Annotated in this window: 13 protein-coding genes; 6 read left to right on the plus strand and 7 right to left on the minus strand. The window is 54.6% G+C overall.

All coding sequences use genetic code 11. The annotated features are described in order from the left end of the window. Positions 1 to 86 precede the first annotated feature (86 nt). Both Mag101_RS03250 and Mag101_RS03255 read right to left on the minus strand, forming a co-directional pair. Positions 87 to 521, minus strand: a complete 435-nt coding sequence (locus Mag101_RS03250; RefSeq protein ID WP_077400732.1) for a host attachment protein — start codon at positions 519 to 521, stop codon at positions 87 to 89. 76 nt (positions 522 to 597) lie between these two features. Beyond that, positions 598 to 987: a hypothetical protein gene (locus Mag101_RS03255; RefSeq protein ID WP_077400735.1), complete on the minus strand. Its 390-nt coding sequence runs from the start codon at positions 985 to 987 to the stop codon at positions 598 to 600. 261 nt (positions 988 to 1,248) lie between these two features. Between Mag101_RS03255 and Mag101_RS03260 the strand changes: the two genes are divergently transcribed. Together Mag101_RS03260 and fghA are read left to right on the plus strand one after the other, a co-directional pair. Continuing rightward, positions 1,249 to 2,376: an S-(hydroxymethyl)glutathione dehydrogenase/class III alcohol dehydrogenase gene (locus Mag101_RS03260; RefSeq protein ID WP_077400738.1), complete on the plus strand. Its 1,128-nt coding sequence runs from the start codon at positions 1,249 to 1,251 to the stop codon at positions 2,374 to 2,376. A 9-nt stretch (positions 2,377 to 2,385) separates the two neighbouring features. After that, a complete protein-coding gene (fghA, locus tag Mag101_RS03265) occupies positions 2,386 to 3,231 on the plus strand; it encodes an S-formylglutathione hydrolase (RefSeq protein ID WP_077400740.1) in 846 nt (281 codons plus the stop codon). Between the two features lie 60 nt (positions 3,232 to 3,291). On the opposite strand, the gene Mag101_RS17960 is transcribed toward fghA, so the two are convergent. Further along, positions 3,292 to 3,735 (minus strand): hypothetical protein, encoded by a 444-nt coding sequence (locus Mag101_RS17960; protein WP_198040073.1) that lies wholly within the window; start codon positions 3,733 to 3,735, stop codon positions 3,292 to 3,294. A 110-nt stretch (positions 3,736 to 3,845) separates the two neighbouring features. Next, positions 3,846 to 4,499, minus strand: a complete 654-nt coding sequence (locus Mag101_RS03280) for a DsbA family oxidoreductase (RefSeq protein ID WP_077400746.1) — start codon at positions 4,497 to 4,499, stop codon at positions 3,846 to 3,848. Between the two features lie 342 nt (positions 4,500 to 4,841). On the opposite strand from Mag101_RS03280, the gene Mag101_RS03285 reads away from it, so the two are divergent. Beyond that, positions 4,842 to 7,049: a S9 family peptidase gene (locus tag Mag101_RS03285; RefSeq protein ID WP_077400749.1), complete on the plus strand. Its 2,208-nt coding sequence runs from the start codon at positions 4,842 to 4,844 to the stop codon at positions 7,047 to 7,049. Between the two features lie 76 nt (positions 7,050 to 7,125). On the opposite strand, the gene Mag101_RS03290 is transcribed toward Mag101_RS03285, so the two are convergent. The 3 genes from Mag101_RS03290 to Mag101_RS17965 form a co-directional block, all read right to left on the minus strand. Then, entirely contained in the window at positions 7,126 to 9,624 is a 2,499-nt protein-coding gene (locus tag Mag101_RS03290; protein WP_077400754.1) for a DNRLRE domain-containing protein, read from the minus strand. A gap of 117 nt (positions 9,625 to 9,741) precedes the next feature. Then, entirely contained in the window at positions 9,742 to 10,404 is a 663-nt protein-coding gene (locus tag Mag101_RS03295) for a DUF1566 domain-containing protein (protein WP_077400757.1), read from the minus strand. Further along, complete coding sequence (locus Mag101_RS17965) at positions 10,401 to 11,438, minus strand: ethylbenzene dehydrogenase-related protein (protein ID WP_198040074.1); 1,038 nt, start codon at positions 11,436 to 11,438, stop codon at positions 10,401 to 10,403. Before Mag101_RS17965 ends, Mag101_RS03295 begins: the two co-directional genes overlap by 4 nt. 477 nt (positions 11,439 to 11,915) lie before the next feature. On the opposite strand from Mag101_RS17965, the gene Mag101_RS18220 reads away from it, so the two are divergent. The 3 genes from Mag101_RS18220 to Mag101_RS03310 all read left to right on the plus strand — a co-directional run bounded on the left by Mag101_RS18220 (position 11,916) and on the right by Mag101_RS03310 (position 15,606). Further along, the gene (locus Mag101_RS18220; protein ID WP_257787924.1) at positions 11,916 to 12,038 is read left to right on the plus strand and encodes a hypothetical protein; all 123 of its coding nucleotides are present in this window, start codon (positions 11,916 to 11,918) and stop codon (positions 12,036 to 12,038) included. Between the two features lie 214 nt (positions 12,039 to 12,252). Further along, a complete protein-coding gene (locus Mag101_RS03305) occupies positions 12,253 to 14,376 on the plus strand; it encodes a TonB-dependent siderophore receptor (protein WP_198040075.1) in 2,124 nt (707 codons plus the stop codon). 99 nt (positions 14,377 to 14,475) lie between these two features. Continuing rightward, the gene (locus Mag101_RS03310) at positions 14,476 to 15,606 is read left to right on the plus strand and encodes a PepSY-associated TM helix domain-containing protein (protein WP_077400766.1); all 1,131 of its coding nucleotides are present in this window, start codon (positions 14,476 to 14,478) and stop codon (positions 15,604 to 15,606) included. Positions 15,607 to 15,656: the final 50 nt, after the last annotated feature.

Genomic DNA, 15,656 nt, shown 5'->3' on the forward strand with positions numbered 1-15,656 from the left:
GGTGGTGGGTAAGGTTTTCCGTAACCATTTTAGGTGCTAGACGCTGCAGGAGCGAAAGCGAGAGCGGCTGCCAGGTAAGCTGACGGTTATAGCCACATTGGCAACTGTGCGCGAATTTCCTCTGTATCGCTTTTCGTCAGATTCTTGCGCGCCTCACCGGCAATGCTCGCCAGGCACGGGGAACTCATAGAAAGGCGCAGGTTACCGGCCATGGATGGGTCGGCGACGATGTAGAGGCGGTCAAAGCGGCCTTGCTGGCGGCCTTTTTCCAGGGTGTGAGCAATGTCTTTGGCGAAGCGCTTGGCACCTCGTTTCCGCACATTGGTCCCTTCCATGGCGTGGCGGCCTTCGCCGCGACTGTCGAAGGTGCGCCCGGGGGCATCGCTGAGCAATTCCTGCCCCTTCATCCGCCCTTCCGGGTACACCAGTGTTTCTATCTCGTTGAGGGTCCCCGCGCGTTTTTCCGCCTCAAACAGGCGGGCGTGAGTATGATTGGCTACCAGAACCCAGGCTTTTGACATGGCGGCTACCTCTGTTTTTCTCGGTTTTACCGCTGAATATTAGGGCCGGTGGGGGCCGGTTCCTAATGGTCGCTCGTCAGCTGCTGACTGCGCGCCCACGGTACATCTTCACCGGGGTATCCGGCTTCTTGTCCTGCCCGCCGTGTAGCGCAAGTTCGTCGCCATAAATCATCTCGTAGATGTCTCGTTTTTTCTCTTCTTCAACCAGCACTTGGCGCCCGCGATACAGGCGAGGTGCCCCTTCATTATCGACCTGGAATGGGCTGCCGCGCAGGCCTTCCAGTTCGGCAATTAGCGCGCGGCTCTGCTCGTCCTGGGTGCGGTGTTTTAACGCGGCGAGGTGTGACTCGAAGTCGAAATCGGAAAAGCGCAGGGTAATGTCAAACTCCGCCTGAATACGCTTGCGCAGTTTGCGCAGGGTGTTCAGCGCTTGAGAGGTCATTAGCCACTGGTGGTCGGTCATCATCGTTAAGCCTTATTGGTTCTTGTTTTCATTACACTTGCACCAGCAAGGAACGGGCCAAGTTAATTGTTAACGAATACCGCGCCATTCAGGCACTTTTATATATCGCCAGCACTGACATGGTGCGCTAAATGTGTGCGGGTAATAAGTTGGTGCGCACCTTTGCACTATTTGAATGCGTTGTGCGGCGCAGATTCTTCATGCAGATCTGATAAGCTGGATGCGATTGTCAGGACGATACACCCATAGCCCAGGAGAAAAGGTATGTCAGCAGAGCCCATAACGTGTAAGGCAGCGGTTGCGTGGAAGGCTGGAGAGCCGTTGTCGATTGAGGAAGTTGTGGTGGCGCCGCCCAAGGCGGGCGAGGTGCGTATTCGACTGTTGGCTACCGGGGTTTGTCATACCGACGCGTTTACGCTGTCTGGCGCTGACCCGGAAGGCGTGTTTCCGGCGATTCTTGGCCACGAGGGTGGTGGCATTGTGGAGTCTGTGGGTGAAGGGGTTACCAGTGTCGCCGTGGGCGACCATGTTATTCCGCTGTATACCCCCGAGTGCGGTGAGTGCAAATTCTGCCTGTCGGGAAAAACCAATCTGTGTCAGAAGATCCGTGCCACTCAAGGCAAAGGCCTGATGCCGGATGGCACGTCGCGTTTTACCGTCAACGGTAAGCCCGTGTTCCATTACATGGGGACTTCTACCTTCTCTGAATACACGGTGCTGCCGGAAATTTCCGTCGCCAAGGTGAATAAGAGTGCGCCGCTGGAGGAAATTTGCCTGCTGGGTTGTGGCGTTACCACCGGTATGGGCGCGGTGGCCAACACCGCGAAGGTGGAAGAAGGGGCAAGTGTTGCCGTATTTGGCCTTGGAGGTATTGGCCTGGCCACGATTATTGGTGCAAGAATGGCGAAAGCCGGGCGGATTATTGCCATCGATATTAATGAAGGAAAATTTGAGCTGGCGAAAAAGCTCGGTGCCACTGACTGTATCAATCCAAAGAACTACGATAAGCCGATTCAGGATGTGATCGTTGAGCTTACCGATGGTGGTGTGGACTATTCCTTCGAGTGTATCGGTAATGTGGATGTGATGCGCTCGGCGCTGGAGTGCTGCCACAAGGGTTGGGGCGAGTCAGTGATTATCGGCGTTGCCGGGGCTGGCAAGGAAATTTGCACCCGTCCGTTCCAGCTGGTTACCGGGCGCGTCTGGCGCGGCACGGCCTTTGGCGGTGTGAAGGGGCGCTCACAGTTACCCGACTATGTTGAGCGTTATCTGGCCGGTGAATTCAAGCTCGATGATTTTATTACCCACACCATGCCGCTGGAAAAAATTAACGAAGCTTTTGACCTGATGCACGAGGGTAAAAGTATCCGCAGTGTTATCCACTACGCGTGAGGATTGTCGATGACCCTAGAACTTGTCAGCAAGACGCAGTGTTTCGACGGCAGTCAGTGCCAGTACACGCATCGCTCTAGCGTGTTGGACTGTGCCATGCGCTTTTCGGTTTTTCTGCCCTCACAGGCGGAAAAGGATCAGCGCTTTCCGGTGCTGTATTGGTTGTCTGGCCTCACCTGTAGCGACGAAAACTTCTCGCAGAAGGCCGGTGCACAGCGTATGGCGGCGGAGCTCGGTATTGTGCTGGTGATTCCTGACACCAGCCCCCGTGGGGACGAGGTGATGGATGACCCCGGTTACGACCTCGGGCAGGGCGCCGGGTTTTATGTGAACGCCACTGAGGAACCCTGGCGCGCGCACTACCGCATGTACGACTATGTGGTGGATGAGTTGCCGAGCCTGATCGAGGCGCATTTGCCAGTGAGCGAGCGCCGTGCAATCTGTGGGCACTCCATGGGTGGGCACGGAGCACTAACCATCGCGCTGAAAAATCCGGCGCGCTACACCTCGGTGTCCGCATTCAGCCCGATTTGTAATCCCATGGCGTGTCCGTGGGGCGAGAAGGCGTTGGGGGCTTATCTGGGGCCAGAAAAATCCGCGTGGGAAGAATACGATACAACGGTGCTGATGGGCCGGGCGAGTGAGCAACTGCCGATACTGGTATCCCAGGGCGAAGATGACCCGTTTCTCGAAGAGCAGCTGAAGCCGGAGGCCCTGGAGGCGGCGGCAAGTGCGGTCCAGTACCCGGTGCGTATCGAGTATCACGCGGGATACGACCACAGTTACTTTTTCATTGCGTCGTTTATCGAGCAACACCTGCGTTTTCACGCGGATTTGTTGCTAGCCCACGAATAGTGGTGTTCGAGCTCTTGGTGTTTGCCAAGAGCTCTCCCCTGACTTTTCCACTTTATTTTTTTATCTTGCCCGGCACTCCCCGCGGATTTCCACAGAACCCGGTAAGTTGGTTTGTTCAATCACAAACCAGCCATGGGGGCAGTAGTGGGTTTCTGCGAGAATTTCCTCAAGCCGCTCACGTGCCGCCTTCTCCGGGTTTTCCCGACCTTTACGTTGCATTCCGCCACCGCCCGGGCCGCCCATGCCGCCGCCATTCATACCTCCTTTCCCGCCGCCTTTACCACCCCCTTTGCCGCCACGCCGACTATCGGCTGGGCCACCTCCAGGACTGCCCCGCCGATCGCCGGCATTCACCTTGGCGGTGTAGGTGAACATGCGGTTGCCCTGTTCGGTGATATTGGTGATGAAGGTTTCCGAAAATACGGGCGGAGCTTTCGGTGCGGAAGCGCAGCCGGCAAGGGTTCCAAGAGCGGCCAGCGCGGCCACGGCGTAAGGGTGTTTCATGGTGTCTCCTGAATTGTGAGACCTTTATGACCATGAATGGGTGGCAAGAGTTGGCACCCGGCGGGTAAAGATGCGTAAACGAATGTTAACCCGAAGGGTGTGCAGTTTGGTTAGTTACCGGCTTCTGCGAGCTGCTGCAGCTGGGCTTCAAATACACTGGTTTCCTCGGCTCCGCTGATGGCGTAGTCATGGTTGAACATGAATAGGGGAACACCACTAATACCCTGCATCAGTAATTGCTCTTCGCGGGCAAGTGTTTGTCGTTTGATGGCGGCGTCGTGCAGTGCAGCCGAGGCTTCTTCGCGGTTCAGGCCGACGCTGTCGACCGCATCCAGCAGTACACGTTCGTGGTTGAGGTTTTTACCGTGGGTGAAGTAATCCTCAAACAGGCGCATTTGAAGCTCGGTCTGGCGCCCGGTGGGCTCGGCCCAATGCAGTAACCTGTGGGCATGGTTTGTGTTGTAGATCCGCATCTCGTCGGAGAAATTGAAGTCGAAGCCGAGCGCTGAGCCAATTTCTTTCAGGCGTTCCCTGCTTTCGAGGCTTTCTTCCGGAGAAATCTGGTACTTGGCGACCATATGCTCGCGCAGGTTCTCACCGGCCTCAGGCATTTGTGGGTTCAGCTCGAACGGGTGCCAGACGAAGTTGGGTTCAAACTGCCCGGGGAACTTGGCAAGGGCCTGTTCCAGGCGCTTGAATCCGATGACACACCAGGGACAGACAACATCGGAGACTATGTCGATTCGCAGGTAAGTTTTTGCCATCAATGACGGTCTTCTTGTTCGCTATGGTCTTGTTTTTCGCAAATAATGACTAAGGATTCTTGGCATGTAAACGATCTTTGTCAAATGTCCAGTCTGATTGATGCCTTCATCTGTGACTCAATTCAGGGTTGGTTGGCGCTTACACATCGCCCAGCGGCCCGGTACCCGTGCTGGCCCAGTTACCTCAATAACTCTTCGGCGGGAAGGCTGCCAAGCACAATTGCCAGTATAGAAGTGATTGCTGAGACCCTCAGACATCGCTGGCAGTATGTGCTCAAAGCTACAAATCACGCCGGTTTTGTGTCATTTTGCTGACACAAATTCGTTTATGTTGAAGTGGTTATGAAGCGTCTCGTCCTGTCTCTACTGATCGCCGGTTTCCCCGGATATTCGTCCGCGGAAAAGCTAACTATTGATCGAATATTCTCCGACCCCGCTCTGAGCGGAACCAGCCCCCGCGCCCTGCAGTATTCCCCGGACGGCAGCCGCGTGACATTCCTGAAAGGCCGCGAGAACGACTACAACCGCTATGACCTGTGGGAGTACAGCCTGCAGGATGGCGAAACCCGTGTGCTGGTCGACTCTGACACGCTGCACCAGGGTGAGGAAAAGCTTTCCGACGAAGAGAAGGCCCGCCGTGAGCGCCAACGCATCTTCGGCAGCGGCATCATGGAGTACAGCTGGTCAAAAGATGGCAAGTCCCTGCTATTCCCGCTGGCGGGTGATGTTTTCTACTACGCATTGAACGACGGCAAGTCCAAGCGCCTGACCGAGACCGAGGCTTTTGAAACCGATGTGCGGGTTTCTCCGAAAGGTAACTTTGTTTCGTTTATTCGCGACCAGAATATTTATGTGGTTGATCTGGAAACCGGTAAAGAGCGCCAGCTGACAACTGACGGTAAGGGTCCGATCAAAAACGGCATGGCCGAATTTGTGGCGCAGGAAGAAATGGGCCGCATGACCGGCTACTGGTGGTCACCGGATGAAAAGCGTATTGCGTATTTGCAGGTGGACGAGAGCCCGGTCGATGAGGTGACGCGCAGCGAAATATATGCGGACCGTATCGAAATGATCAGCCAGCGCTACCCTGCGGCCGGCCGCCCCAATGTGACCGTCAAGCTGGGGGTACTGGAACTCGCCAGCGGCAAGACCCAGTGGCTGGATCTTGGCAAGGATCAGGATATTTATATCCCGCGGGTAAAGTGGGCCCGTGACAACCTGCTGTCGTACCAGTGGCAGAACCGCAGCCAGCAACAACTTGCACTGCGTTTTGTGGATATCCCCAGCGGCAATACCCGCGACGTGCTGACGGAGTCCAGCGATACCTGGGTGAACCTGTTTGATGACCTGCGCTTCCTGAAAAACAGTGAGCGTTTTATCTGGTCCTCGGAAAAGGATGGTTTCAAGCACCTTTACCTGTACGACTTTGATGGCAAGGAATTGGCCCAGCTGACCCGTGGTGAGTGGGCAATCGATGAGCTGGAAGCGCTGGATGAAAAGTCCCGCGAGGTGTATTTCTCCGGGCGTAAAGATACGCCGCTGGAGCGTCACCTGTATTTGACCGACCTGGAAGGCAGCGGCAAGATCGAAAAGGTTTCTTCCCGCGCTGGCATGCACAAGTTTGCGTTTGCTGGTGATGCCTCTGGTTATATCGACACTTATTCCAATCCCACCACGCCGCCACAGGTAAGTCTGCACGGTGCCGATGGCAAGCGCGTGACCTGGCTGCAGGAAAACAAGGTGGAAAAGGGGCACCCGTTGCACCCGTATATGTCCGACTGGATCGAGCCCGAGTTTGGCGAGATTACTGCACCTGAAGGACACGCTCTGTACTACCGGATGTACAAGCCGGCGGACTTTGACCCGAAGAAAACCTACCCGACCATGGTGTTCCTGTATGGCGGCCCGCATGCGCAGCTGGTAACCAACAGCTGGGACAGACCGTTTAACCAGTTCATGGCGCAGCAGGGCTACGTGGTATTTACCCTGGATAACCGTGGCTCTGCCAATCGGGGCAAGAAATTTGAAGACCCGATCTTCCAGAAAATGGGCGGCGTAGAAGTGGAAGACCAGGTTACCGGTGTGAAGTTCCTGCGCACATTGCCGTTTATCGATTCTGAGCGCATCGGTGTGTTCGGCCACAGTTACGGTGGCTATATGGCCTTGATGACCATGTTCAAGGCCGGTGACTATTTCAAAGCGGGCATCTCCGGTGCGCCGGTAACCGACTGGGGCCTTTACGACACCCACTATACCGAGCGCTATATGGGTAACCCGAATCAGGTTCCGGAAGCGTACGAGGCCTCCTCGGTCTTCCCATACGCGGAAAACCTGAAGGGCCCACTGCTGATTTATCACGGTATGGCGGACGACAACGTCCTGTTCACCAACACTACCAAGCTAATCAAACAGCTACAGGACAATGGCCAGCAGTTTGAACTGATGACCTACCCGGGTAAAAAGCACAGCCTGCGTGGCAAGGAAACCCGCAAGCATTGGTATCAGATGATGAAGGACTTTTTTGATCGCACGCTTGAGACAGGTAACTAAGCCTGTTAACAGCGGTAACGAAAAAGGGGCTTCCGCTGGAAGCCCCTTTTTTAATGCGCGAAGATCGTGGCGTAAATCAATTGCCACACAGCGCTTGCAGCCGCAACAGCGGACCCTGACCCGTTTCTTTCGAGGTCATATCCACACCGTTACTGCCATTTTGAGATGCAATCACCAGGCCGGTATTGGTACCGCTCAGCCAGGTCTCCACAATGCCGGAAGGCAACAGGTCCACCTGATGAGTGCCGGTGGAGCCGGGCACAAACGTCGCCAGCTGGTTGCCGAGTATCGCGCTGCCGCCCAGGCTATTCCAGGTGGCAGAACCTTCTTGCCAGTCGGTACCTGCCTGGTAAACGCCATAGGTGTTACCCGAGCGATCGGTGACGTTCAATTCGAGGGTCGCCTCAGAGAAATTATTGCAGTTCTCCGCACCAGCCAAGTCAAATTTAATCAGCGTGTACAACTCGCCATACTGGCGATCACTGCCGTCCGCCAACAAGCCGTCGCTGTCTCCGTCAAAATTACTGCCGCTCTGGCTGGAGCCCACAAAGACATCATCGGATGCGGCCTGTACCAGTTGCTGGAGGCTGCCGGAGCCGGAGGAGCCGCCCGAGCTGGAGGAGCTTGATGAGCTACTGGAAGAACTTGAGGAGCCGCTGCCGCTGCAATCCGCATCCACAGACAGAACCGGCGCGGTGCCAGTCTCTTTTGAGGTCATATCGACACCATCGCTGCCACCGAGAGAGGCGATCACCAGACCGTTATTGGTACCGCTGAGCCAACCCTCAATAACGCCACTGGCCAGAGCAATCTGACGCAGGCCGGTTGTGGATGGGGTGAAGCTTGCTACCTGGCTGCCCAGTACGCCGCTGCCTCCAACGCTGTTCCATGTCGCAGAGCCTTCCTGCCAGCTGTTATTGGCAGCGTACACACCGAATGCGCTGTTGGAATAGTTGGTGACATTCACCTGCAGGGTGACATTGTTGAAGCTGCTGCAGTTGGCCACTTCGTCGAGATCAAACTTTACCAGCGTCATCATTTGCCCATAGGCGGAGTCCGCTGCATCCGCCAGCAAACCTTCGTTACTGCTGTCGTAATTGGTACTGGTTTGATTCGCGGTAACGAATACGTCATCGGTAACCGCCAGTGTTGTGGTGCCGCCACTTGAGGAGCCTCCGGAAGAACCACCAGAGGAACTGCTGGACGAGCTACTGGATGAACCTCCGCTGGAGCCGCCACTGATGACACTGCGGTTGTTGCCGTTGCGGGTGAGGGCCATGGCTTCGCCCACCTGGTTGGCGCTCCACCAATTTACGTTGCTTGGTAACACCAGTGAATCGGCGGCGCGCTCACTGCGGCTAAGGGTATTGGCTGATGTGTCGAACTGAGCTGTGCGCACGCTCAGCTCGCTTCCACTTACCTGAATGACTTTAAATTGCTGAATACTGGCAAGGTCGATGGTCCAGGATTTTGGGTCGTTGGCGGAACGCGCCGGTGCACCCCAGCTGCCTTCACCCACGTACACGGTGCCGCCGTTGGACGCGGTGGTAAAACCGTTACCGCTCGGCTCCACGGCCTGGGTGAGTTTGGTCATGTGCGTGTCGGACTCGACCACCAGGTTCACTGCGTAGTCGTAAAAGTTTTGTGCCCACCAGGTGTGCAGTGTTTGGTTTTCAGACTTGCCGGTGTAGTGTGGGAACATTGGCTTGTGATACTGGGCGAATCGCCACTCGGCACTGCTGCCGTAGCTTGCCAGATCGCTCTGCAGCCAGTTGTTCATAGCAGATGCGTACGAGGACCAGCCGCTGCTCTGGAACTGGCTGTTTAATGTATATACACGCAGCAGGGGCGAAACCTGCACTGCGCCGTAGGTATCGCTCGGGTTACAGTTACCGTCGCTGTTGTAATCCACACCGAATACTTCACACAGCGTAGAGTAATTGTCGTCTTCGTGATTGCCGTGGGTAGGAATCAGCGGGTAAATCCGTTTGTAATCCAGGCCGTCGATCAGGTCAGTGGAATAGGTCAATTCCCAATCATTCAGAAAGGCATTCATCTGCGAAGCGCTGTTGGCGTCGGTGAAGTCACCGCCATGCATGACTGCGAGTGGGCGGATTTTTGCCAGTAGCTGATTGCCCAGTCGGCGGGTGGTGTGGCCGGTGCGGGTATCGCCGCCGGCGATCATCACGAAAGGGGAGTTATCGTTGGGCGCGGTTTTGAACCAGAAACGATCGCCACAGCCGTCCTGGTCGCAAACGCGGAAGAACACTTCAGAGTCGGCGCTCAGGTTGTCCAGGCGCACGAAGTGGCTGGTGATACTCCCATCAAATGTGTAAGTCGCGTCCACACCAGCGCTGATCCAGCTACCTTCACTGGTAGAGTAGCCATAGCTCACATAAGGATTGGAGCTGCTTCCATCTGGCGAGAAACCGATAACCGCACTGTTGCGGCCGTCGCTGTCCCAAACCAGGCGGTGATGTTTGGTTGCCGCGCTCGCGTCTGTTGCGCATAAACCGATGATAAGGCTGGCGGTACCGGCCAGGCGAAATGCATTACTTCCCTGAATGTTTTTCATGGGGAATTCCTGAGTGAGGATTATTGACAAAGTTTTATAAAAAGGTTTCAAAAATAAGAACGGGCGAAGTAACAAGAACTATTTTCTTGATCAATACTGCGCGGAACAGTGTGCGGGCTATTGGTGACAGCTTTTTGAACTTGAAGTGACTAATCGAACAAAGGCGGCGTTGCGGTGTGGAATTGTGATGGGCTGCCCATCTACGAAGCTGATTGCGAGTGCACCTTCGTTCAAGTAACTGTAAACGTTCTGTAAAGAATGATTTTGTTCAGCGGTCCAGTAATCACCGCGTTTGGTTTTTGGGAAGTATGCAGCGTCGATGGTGGGTTGGCCCGGTTTCGCATCCTTGTAAACCAGCGAGCGCAGTTCTTCTGCGGTAGGTAACCGCCAGTCATCCTGACCACATAATCGTTGCTGACGGGTGTGTCGAATTAAATCTTCGGTATCACAGCGCTCCGCTTCAAAGTAGCAGTCGCCCTGGTTGGGGGTGCCCTGTGCCGGGTGTTCAAGCTCCAAATTCGACTCGCGGTACCAGGAATAGGTCCATTGGCCCTCGTGAATACTCTCACTATCAGTTTTTACTTCCCACAGCAGCCCACTGCGTCGATCACATATGCAGGCCCAAGGTCCGGCCCATGCCGGCATCGCACTGCCGCTGGAATCGATCTTAACGAAGTGGTGTGGATTGGGTTGCGGGTGGGGCGGTCGGTACAGGGCTGCAGCGACCAGCGTTGTCGCCGGTATCGCGACTAGGATAAATGCTCGTTGCCAGACTCTCATTGTGAGGCCTCCACGGTGTAGGCTGGCGAAAAAGTCAGGCGGATGGCGCGCGTGTGGCGAGTATGCGCCACTTGGGCTCGATCGAAGGCTGAGACCCACAGGCAGGTACCGTCGGTGATAGGTACATCCAAAGCGGAACCGGTGACAAGCTTGCGTACGAGCTCGAGATGCCAGTAACCCTCGTGCCAACGACCGCGTGCGCGGACATCGGCACGGTCGCCTTCAAAACGATTGGAGTTATACATCACCGATGGCATCACGGTGCCAATCGGATAGCTTGCGTCTTGTTCAGAAGAGTAGGGCTCGAAGTCAAACCAGGGGATTACCCATTCTTCTTCATCCTGATTTTCCGCGCTCTGCACCTGTGCCAAATCAACTTGTTGCAGTGCGGCCAGTTGGGCTGGCGCAGAGGGCAATCGCTTGGGGGTAATGGTGTTTGGGTTGTACCACTGCCAGTTCATCACATAAGCGCCGGACTCTTTGCCATCCTGTTGGTAGCCCGCAGTGTAGCGCCGCTCCCCTGCACGGACCTTATCCGGAGGTCCGATAAAATTGTCATCCGCCAGATACATGTCGTTGGTGCGCACTGCTTTCCAGTGCCAAAGGTCGTGCAGCTGGTTGTCGCTGCTGTAGTGGTATCCCTTGCCGTGCCAGTTTGGCGGATGGTTTGGCAAAGGATTGCGCCCAAGATGGGCGGTGCCGGCGGCGCTGAAAGTGCAGCTGGAGGAAAGCAGCACAGCAAACTTGTCTTCGTAGTAACGTGTCTCGTCGAAGTTATGGAAACCCTTCTGCTGAACCTCCCATCCTTGCCCTGTTTTTACAAGTGGCAGATGTAACAGACTTTTGGTTGCGTCGCGCCAGCGGGCAAACAGGTAAAACTCTTCGCCATTGGAGAGGGCGCGCAAGGTGACTTCCGTTTCGCCATTGTCAAAGTTGGCCCCGCCATCGGTATGTACCCGAATGGCAGTAGCCTTCCGCCACTGGATCTCATCTGCCACGCCATCAATTTCAATCGGGGGCAGCCTGTCATCCAACAGGAGCATCCTATTTACATGAAGTTGATAATGACTTTTTGTACCGAGTAAATACCAGCCGAGCGCAAGCGAGAGAGAAGTCGTTAATACCAGTGCGCCACTTAATACCAGACTTCGTAATTTGCGCCGGTCCCGGTGCGGTACAACGATGAGCCATATCGATTGACGCCCCCAGCGAACAAGGTATAAGCCCGCGTGCGCTACAAGATATAGAGCGATGGCAATCGCTCCGCCTAAGTGTGCCGCGCGAATTAACGTACCTGTGGATATCCCCCAAAAAAGCATCCATCCACTCACTAGTGAAAGGACCAGTAGTGGGTAGCCAGCACGAATGATGACCCGATGCCACCCGGGCCAGCGGCACTTATTCACCCAGTAAGAGGCGGTGGGCCACTTGCGACAATCACTGTTATTCAGGCGGTGGGCTAAGTAAATCCCACCGATAAGCGTGATCATCACAGCGCTGAAGAAGTGCCATTGAATGACGTTGCCCTGGGGGAGCAATTCTTCAAATTGGATCAATTGTGGATAGCTCAGGCTGGCGATACGCAACCCTGTGAGCAGGCTGCAAAGAACCGCGACCGCGACAGCACTATGTAGCCATATCCAGCTCAAGCCCTTGCGAGTCGCCATGCCTTCCCCCGGTTCCATTGGTTAAGCGGGGCAGCTTAGGTGACAGAGGTGGCAGTTTCGTGACACCTAAATCGACCAATGCGTATGATCAACTAAATATAAATGCGAATTACTTGCATTTACGAATGGGTAAACCTAGACTCCCGCTCCAAATTCAATGGATCGATCTGGGGATTCGCATATGCACAGCAATCAACACCTGTTTGCCAGCTCTTTGCTGGCTGTAGCTCTCACTGCCGCAAATAGCGCCATCGCTCAAGAAGCGAATAACTCGGGGCAGCTCGAAAACGTCGAAGTGGTGGGGGAGCAGGCAGACTCCTACCTGTTGGAAGACCTGGACACGGCCACCGGCCTTGGTCTGTCCATCATGGAAACGCCGCAATCGGTTTCAGCGATTGGCAGTGCGCTGATTGAAGACTTCGGTATGCACAACCTGAACGATGCTTTGTTGGCCGTCCCTGGGATTCAGATCGAGAGTGTCGAAACCGACCGCACCTACTACTCCTCGCGTGGCTTCGATGTCACCAACTTTCAGGTAGACGGTGTCGGCCTGCCATCCACCTATGGCAGCCGCAGCGGAGAAACCGACCTCTCTCTGTATGAACGCATTGAAGTTGTGCGCGGCGCCAATGGCCTAATGAGTGGCGCCGGCAACCCATCGGCGACGGTCAATATGGTGCGCAAGCGTCCAACTGATGAACTGCAAATGTCATTCCTCGCTACCGCAGGTTCCTGGAGCAAGCTGCGTTTGGAAACCGATGTTGCTGGCACCATGAGTGATGGTCTGCGCGGTCGTCTGGTAATGGCCAAGGAAGACAAAGAATCCTATCTCGATTTCTATGGGATGGATAAATCCTTGGTGTATGGCGCGCTGGAAAAAGATCTCAGTGAATCCACTCTATTGACCCTGGGCGCCAGCTACCAGAGTAGCCTGGCCGACAGTCCACTGTGGGGTGCTCTTCCATTGGTATACACCGATGGCTCGCGCACCGATTACGACGTCTCAGCATCCACTTCCGCCGAGTGGTCATACTGGGACAACGTCGAGACAGAAGTGTTTGTTGAAATCAAACACGAGCTGGCCAATGGCTGGAATGTTAAGGGTTACCTGAGCGCCGCCAAGATCGAGGGCGACAGTGAGTTGCTGTATATGTACAGCCTGCCGGACCCGGAAACGGACGTAGGCCTGATTGGCTACGCCAGCGAATACACCGAAGAAGCCGATCGCGATGTCTTCGACCTGCGTGTAAGTGGCACCTATGACTTGTTGGGGCGTGAACATGATCTGTTGTTCGGAGTGAACTGGGGGCAAAACGACACCGCTGAAACTTCTCTGTATGACTACACCAATGGTTTCCCCTGGATCGGCGATTTTACTCAGTGGAACGGTCAGACCCCGGTTCAACCAGTATTTACCGATGGATTAACTGGCAGCCAATTTGAAGAGCAGCAGAGCGCAGTGTTTGCTGCAACTCGCTTCCGTATCTCTGATGCCATTAGCCTGGTCGGTGGTGCTCGTGTGGTGAACTGGGAAGCAAATGGTGAAGGCTACGGCACCAGTAAGGTGACAGAAGTAAATGGTAAAATTCTGCCTTATGCGGGTGTCGTGTATCGCTTGAACGACAACTACTCTGTGTATGCGAGCCACACCGAAACGTTCCGGGCGCAGGACGAAATCGCAGAAGACTTTAGCTTTATTGACCCCACCGAAGGCGTGAACGACGAGATCGGTGTGAAAGCACAATTCCTGGACGGCAAGCTGGTGGCGACCCTGGCTTACTACGAAACCCAACAAAATAATGTTGCGGAATACGCAGGTCAGATCACCGATCCAAATAATGATCAGGTGCTCATCGACTACTACGAAGGGCGTGACTACGATAGCAGCGGCTACGATCTCACCGTCAGTGGTGAACTTGTTGATGGCCTGAATATGGAGTTCAGTTATGCCAAGGTCGATATCGACAATAAAGCCGGTAATGGTTTAAACCGCGACTATATTCCCGCACAAACCGTGCGACTTTATGCGAGCTACCGCCCGGTCTCCCTCGATCAGCTAAAAGTGGGTGGCGGCCTGAACTGGCAGGACGATATTTCACGGGTACACGCGGCGGGCTTTACCATTGAGCAAGAGGCTTATGCCACGGTTCAGTTGTTTGCCAACTACAAGATTACCGAGCAGTTGAGCTTCACCATCAACGGTGAAAATCTGACGGATGAGAAGTACATCAGCAGCCTGTACTGGGATCAGGGATTCTATGCTGCACCGCGTAGCTACAGCGCTTCCGTGAATTGGCGTTATTGATACTGCGGAGAAGGTAAGAATAACTTTCTGACATCATCGAGGGGGCGGCGGTATTCAACACCGTCGCCCCATTTATGTTTTTGCAAACTGTGAAAAATCATGAATAAAACTCTATTCAAAGTGCATAGCTGGATGGCTCTTGCTGCCTTTATCCCGCTACTGGTCATTTGCATTACCGGCAGTATTCTGGTGTTTAAGCATGAAATAGACTCGGTACTGCTTGCGGATAAGGTGCGGGTGGAATCTGCCGGTCGCGAGCGCCTTAGCCTGGATGCACTGGAAGACGCCATGCGCCGGAACTTTTCTGACTATGAACCGGTCGGTTGGGTATTGTTTCAGGATTCGAATCGTGCGGATTTGGTATACACCATCCAGCATGGTACGGATGAGTGGACCTATGCGCTGCTCGATCAGTACACTGGGGAGCCATTACGCCCACCAATGGCGTTGACACACCACCTTACAGACTGGCTGCTGGAGCTGCATTTTACATTTCTCCTCGGAGATTGGGGGATGCTGGTCACAAGCCTGTTTTCGATCCTGTTGTGTTTGTTAGGTATTTCCGGCTTTATCCTGTATCGAAAATTTTGGAAAAATTTTTTCACCTTGCGCTGGAATGCGCGCATGATCGTGTACTTCTCCGATCTGCATAAGATGACCGGCATTATCGGCGCGCCCATATTACTGATACTCGGTTTCACCGGAGCATGGTGGAATATCGCGCACTTTGCCCACGAAGTGGCGGAGCATGCTGACGGGCATGAGCATCATCATATGGTAGACCGCTTATACAGCGAGGAGCTTTCATTGCAAGGCTTGCTGGATAATACAGGCGAGCGTATCCAAAATTTTGAGGCGACGTACATCTCTCTGCCTTGGGAGCCCGGTGCCAACATTACTTTCTGGGGCGATGTCCCCACGGCCAACCCCCTGACCTCTCAATATGCCAGCAATATCACTTATAACGCACAAAGTGGCGAGCATATGCTTAGCTACGATATTCGCGATGCGACTATTGGGGCGACGATTGTGGATACTTATCGGCGCCTGCACTTCGGCGATTTTGCGGGGCTTGTGAGTAAAGTAGTTTGGTGCGTGGTTGGGCTATCCCCACTACTACTATCGATAACGGGTATCTACATTTGGTATCAGCGCAGAGATAAACGTCGTAAGGCGCGAAAAAAGCGGCAGGAGCGGAGCGCCGGAGTACTTACCGGCAGCACGGTTTAAATTGGTTAGCAAAAACGGCCCGAGATGGGCCGTTTTCAATTGAGGCTGTT

The organism is Microbulbifer agarilyticus (assembly GCF_001999945.1).
GTDB lineage: Bacteria > Pseudomonadota > Gammaproteobacteria > Pseudomonadales > Cellvibrionaceae > Microbulbifer > Microbulbifer agarilyticus_A.

Excerpts from the sequence above, each read along its gene's own strand:
- Mag101_RS03295 (WP_077400757.1), bottom strand. The coding sequence starts at position 10,404 with ATGAGAGTCTGGCAACGAGCATTTATCCTAGTCGCGATACCGGCGACA.
- Mag101_RS03305 (WP_198040075.1), top strand. The coding sequence starts at position 12,253 with ATGCACAGCAATCAACACCTGTTTGCCAGCTCTTTGCTGGCTGTAGCT.
- Mag101_RS03310 (WP_077400766.1), top strand. The coding sequence starts at position 14,476 with ATGAATAAAACTCTATTCAAAGTGCATAGCTGGATGGCTCTTGCTGCC.
- Mag101_RS03255 (WP_077400735.1), bottom strand. The coding sequence starts at position 987 with ATGATGACCGACCACCAGTGGCTAATGACCTCTCAAGCGCTGAACACC.
- Mag101_RS03290 (WP_077400754.1), bottom strand. The coding sequence starts at position 9,624 with ATGAAAAACATTCAGGGAAGTAATGCATTTCGCCTGGCCGGTACCGCC.
- Mag101_RS03280 (WP_077400746.1), bottom strand. The coding sequence starts at position 4,499 with ATGGCAAAAACTTACCTGCGAATCGACATAGTCTCCGATGTTGTCTGT.
- Mag101_RS03250 (WP_077400732.1), bottom strand. The coding sequence starts at position 521 with ATGTCAAAAGCCTGGGTTCTGGTAGCCAATCATACTCACGCCCGCCTG.
- Mag101_RS17960 (WP_198040073.1), bottom strand. The coding sequence starts at position 3,735 with ATGAAACACCCTTACGCCGTGGCCGCGCTGGCCGCTCTTGGAACCCTT.
- Mag101_RS03260 (WP_077400738.1), top strand. The coding sequence starts at position 1,249 with ATGTCAGCAGAGCCCATAACGTGTAAGGCAGCGGTTGCGTGGAAGGCT.
- Mag101_RS03285 (WP_077400749.1), top strand. The coding sequence starts at position 4,842 with ATGAAGCGTCTCGTCCTGTCTCTACTGATCGCCGGTTTCCCCGGATAT.
- fghA (WP_077400740.1), top strand. The coding sequence starts at position 2,386 with ATGACCCTAGAACTTGTCAGCAAGACGCAGTGTTTCGACGGCAGTCAG.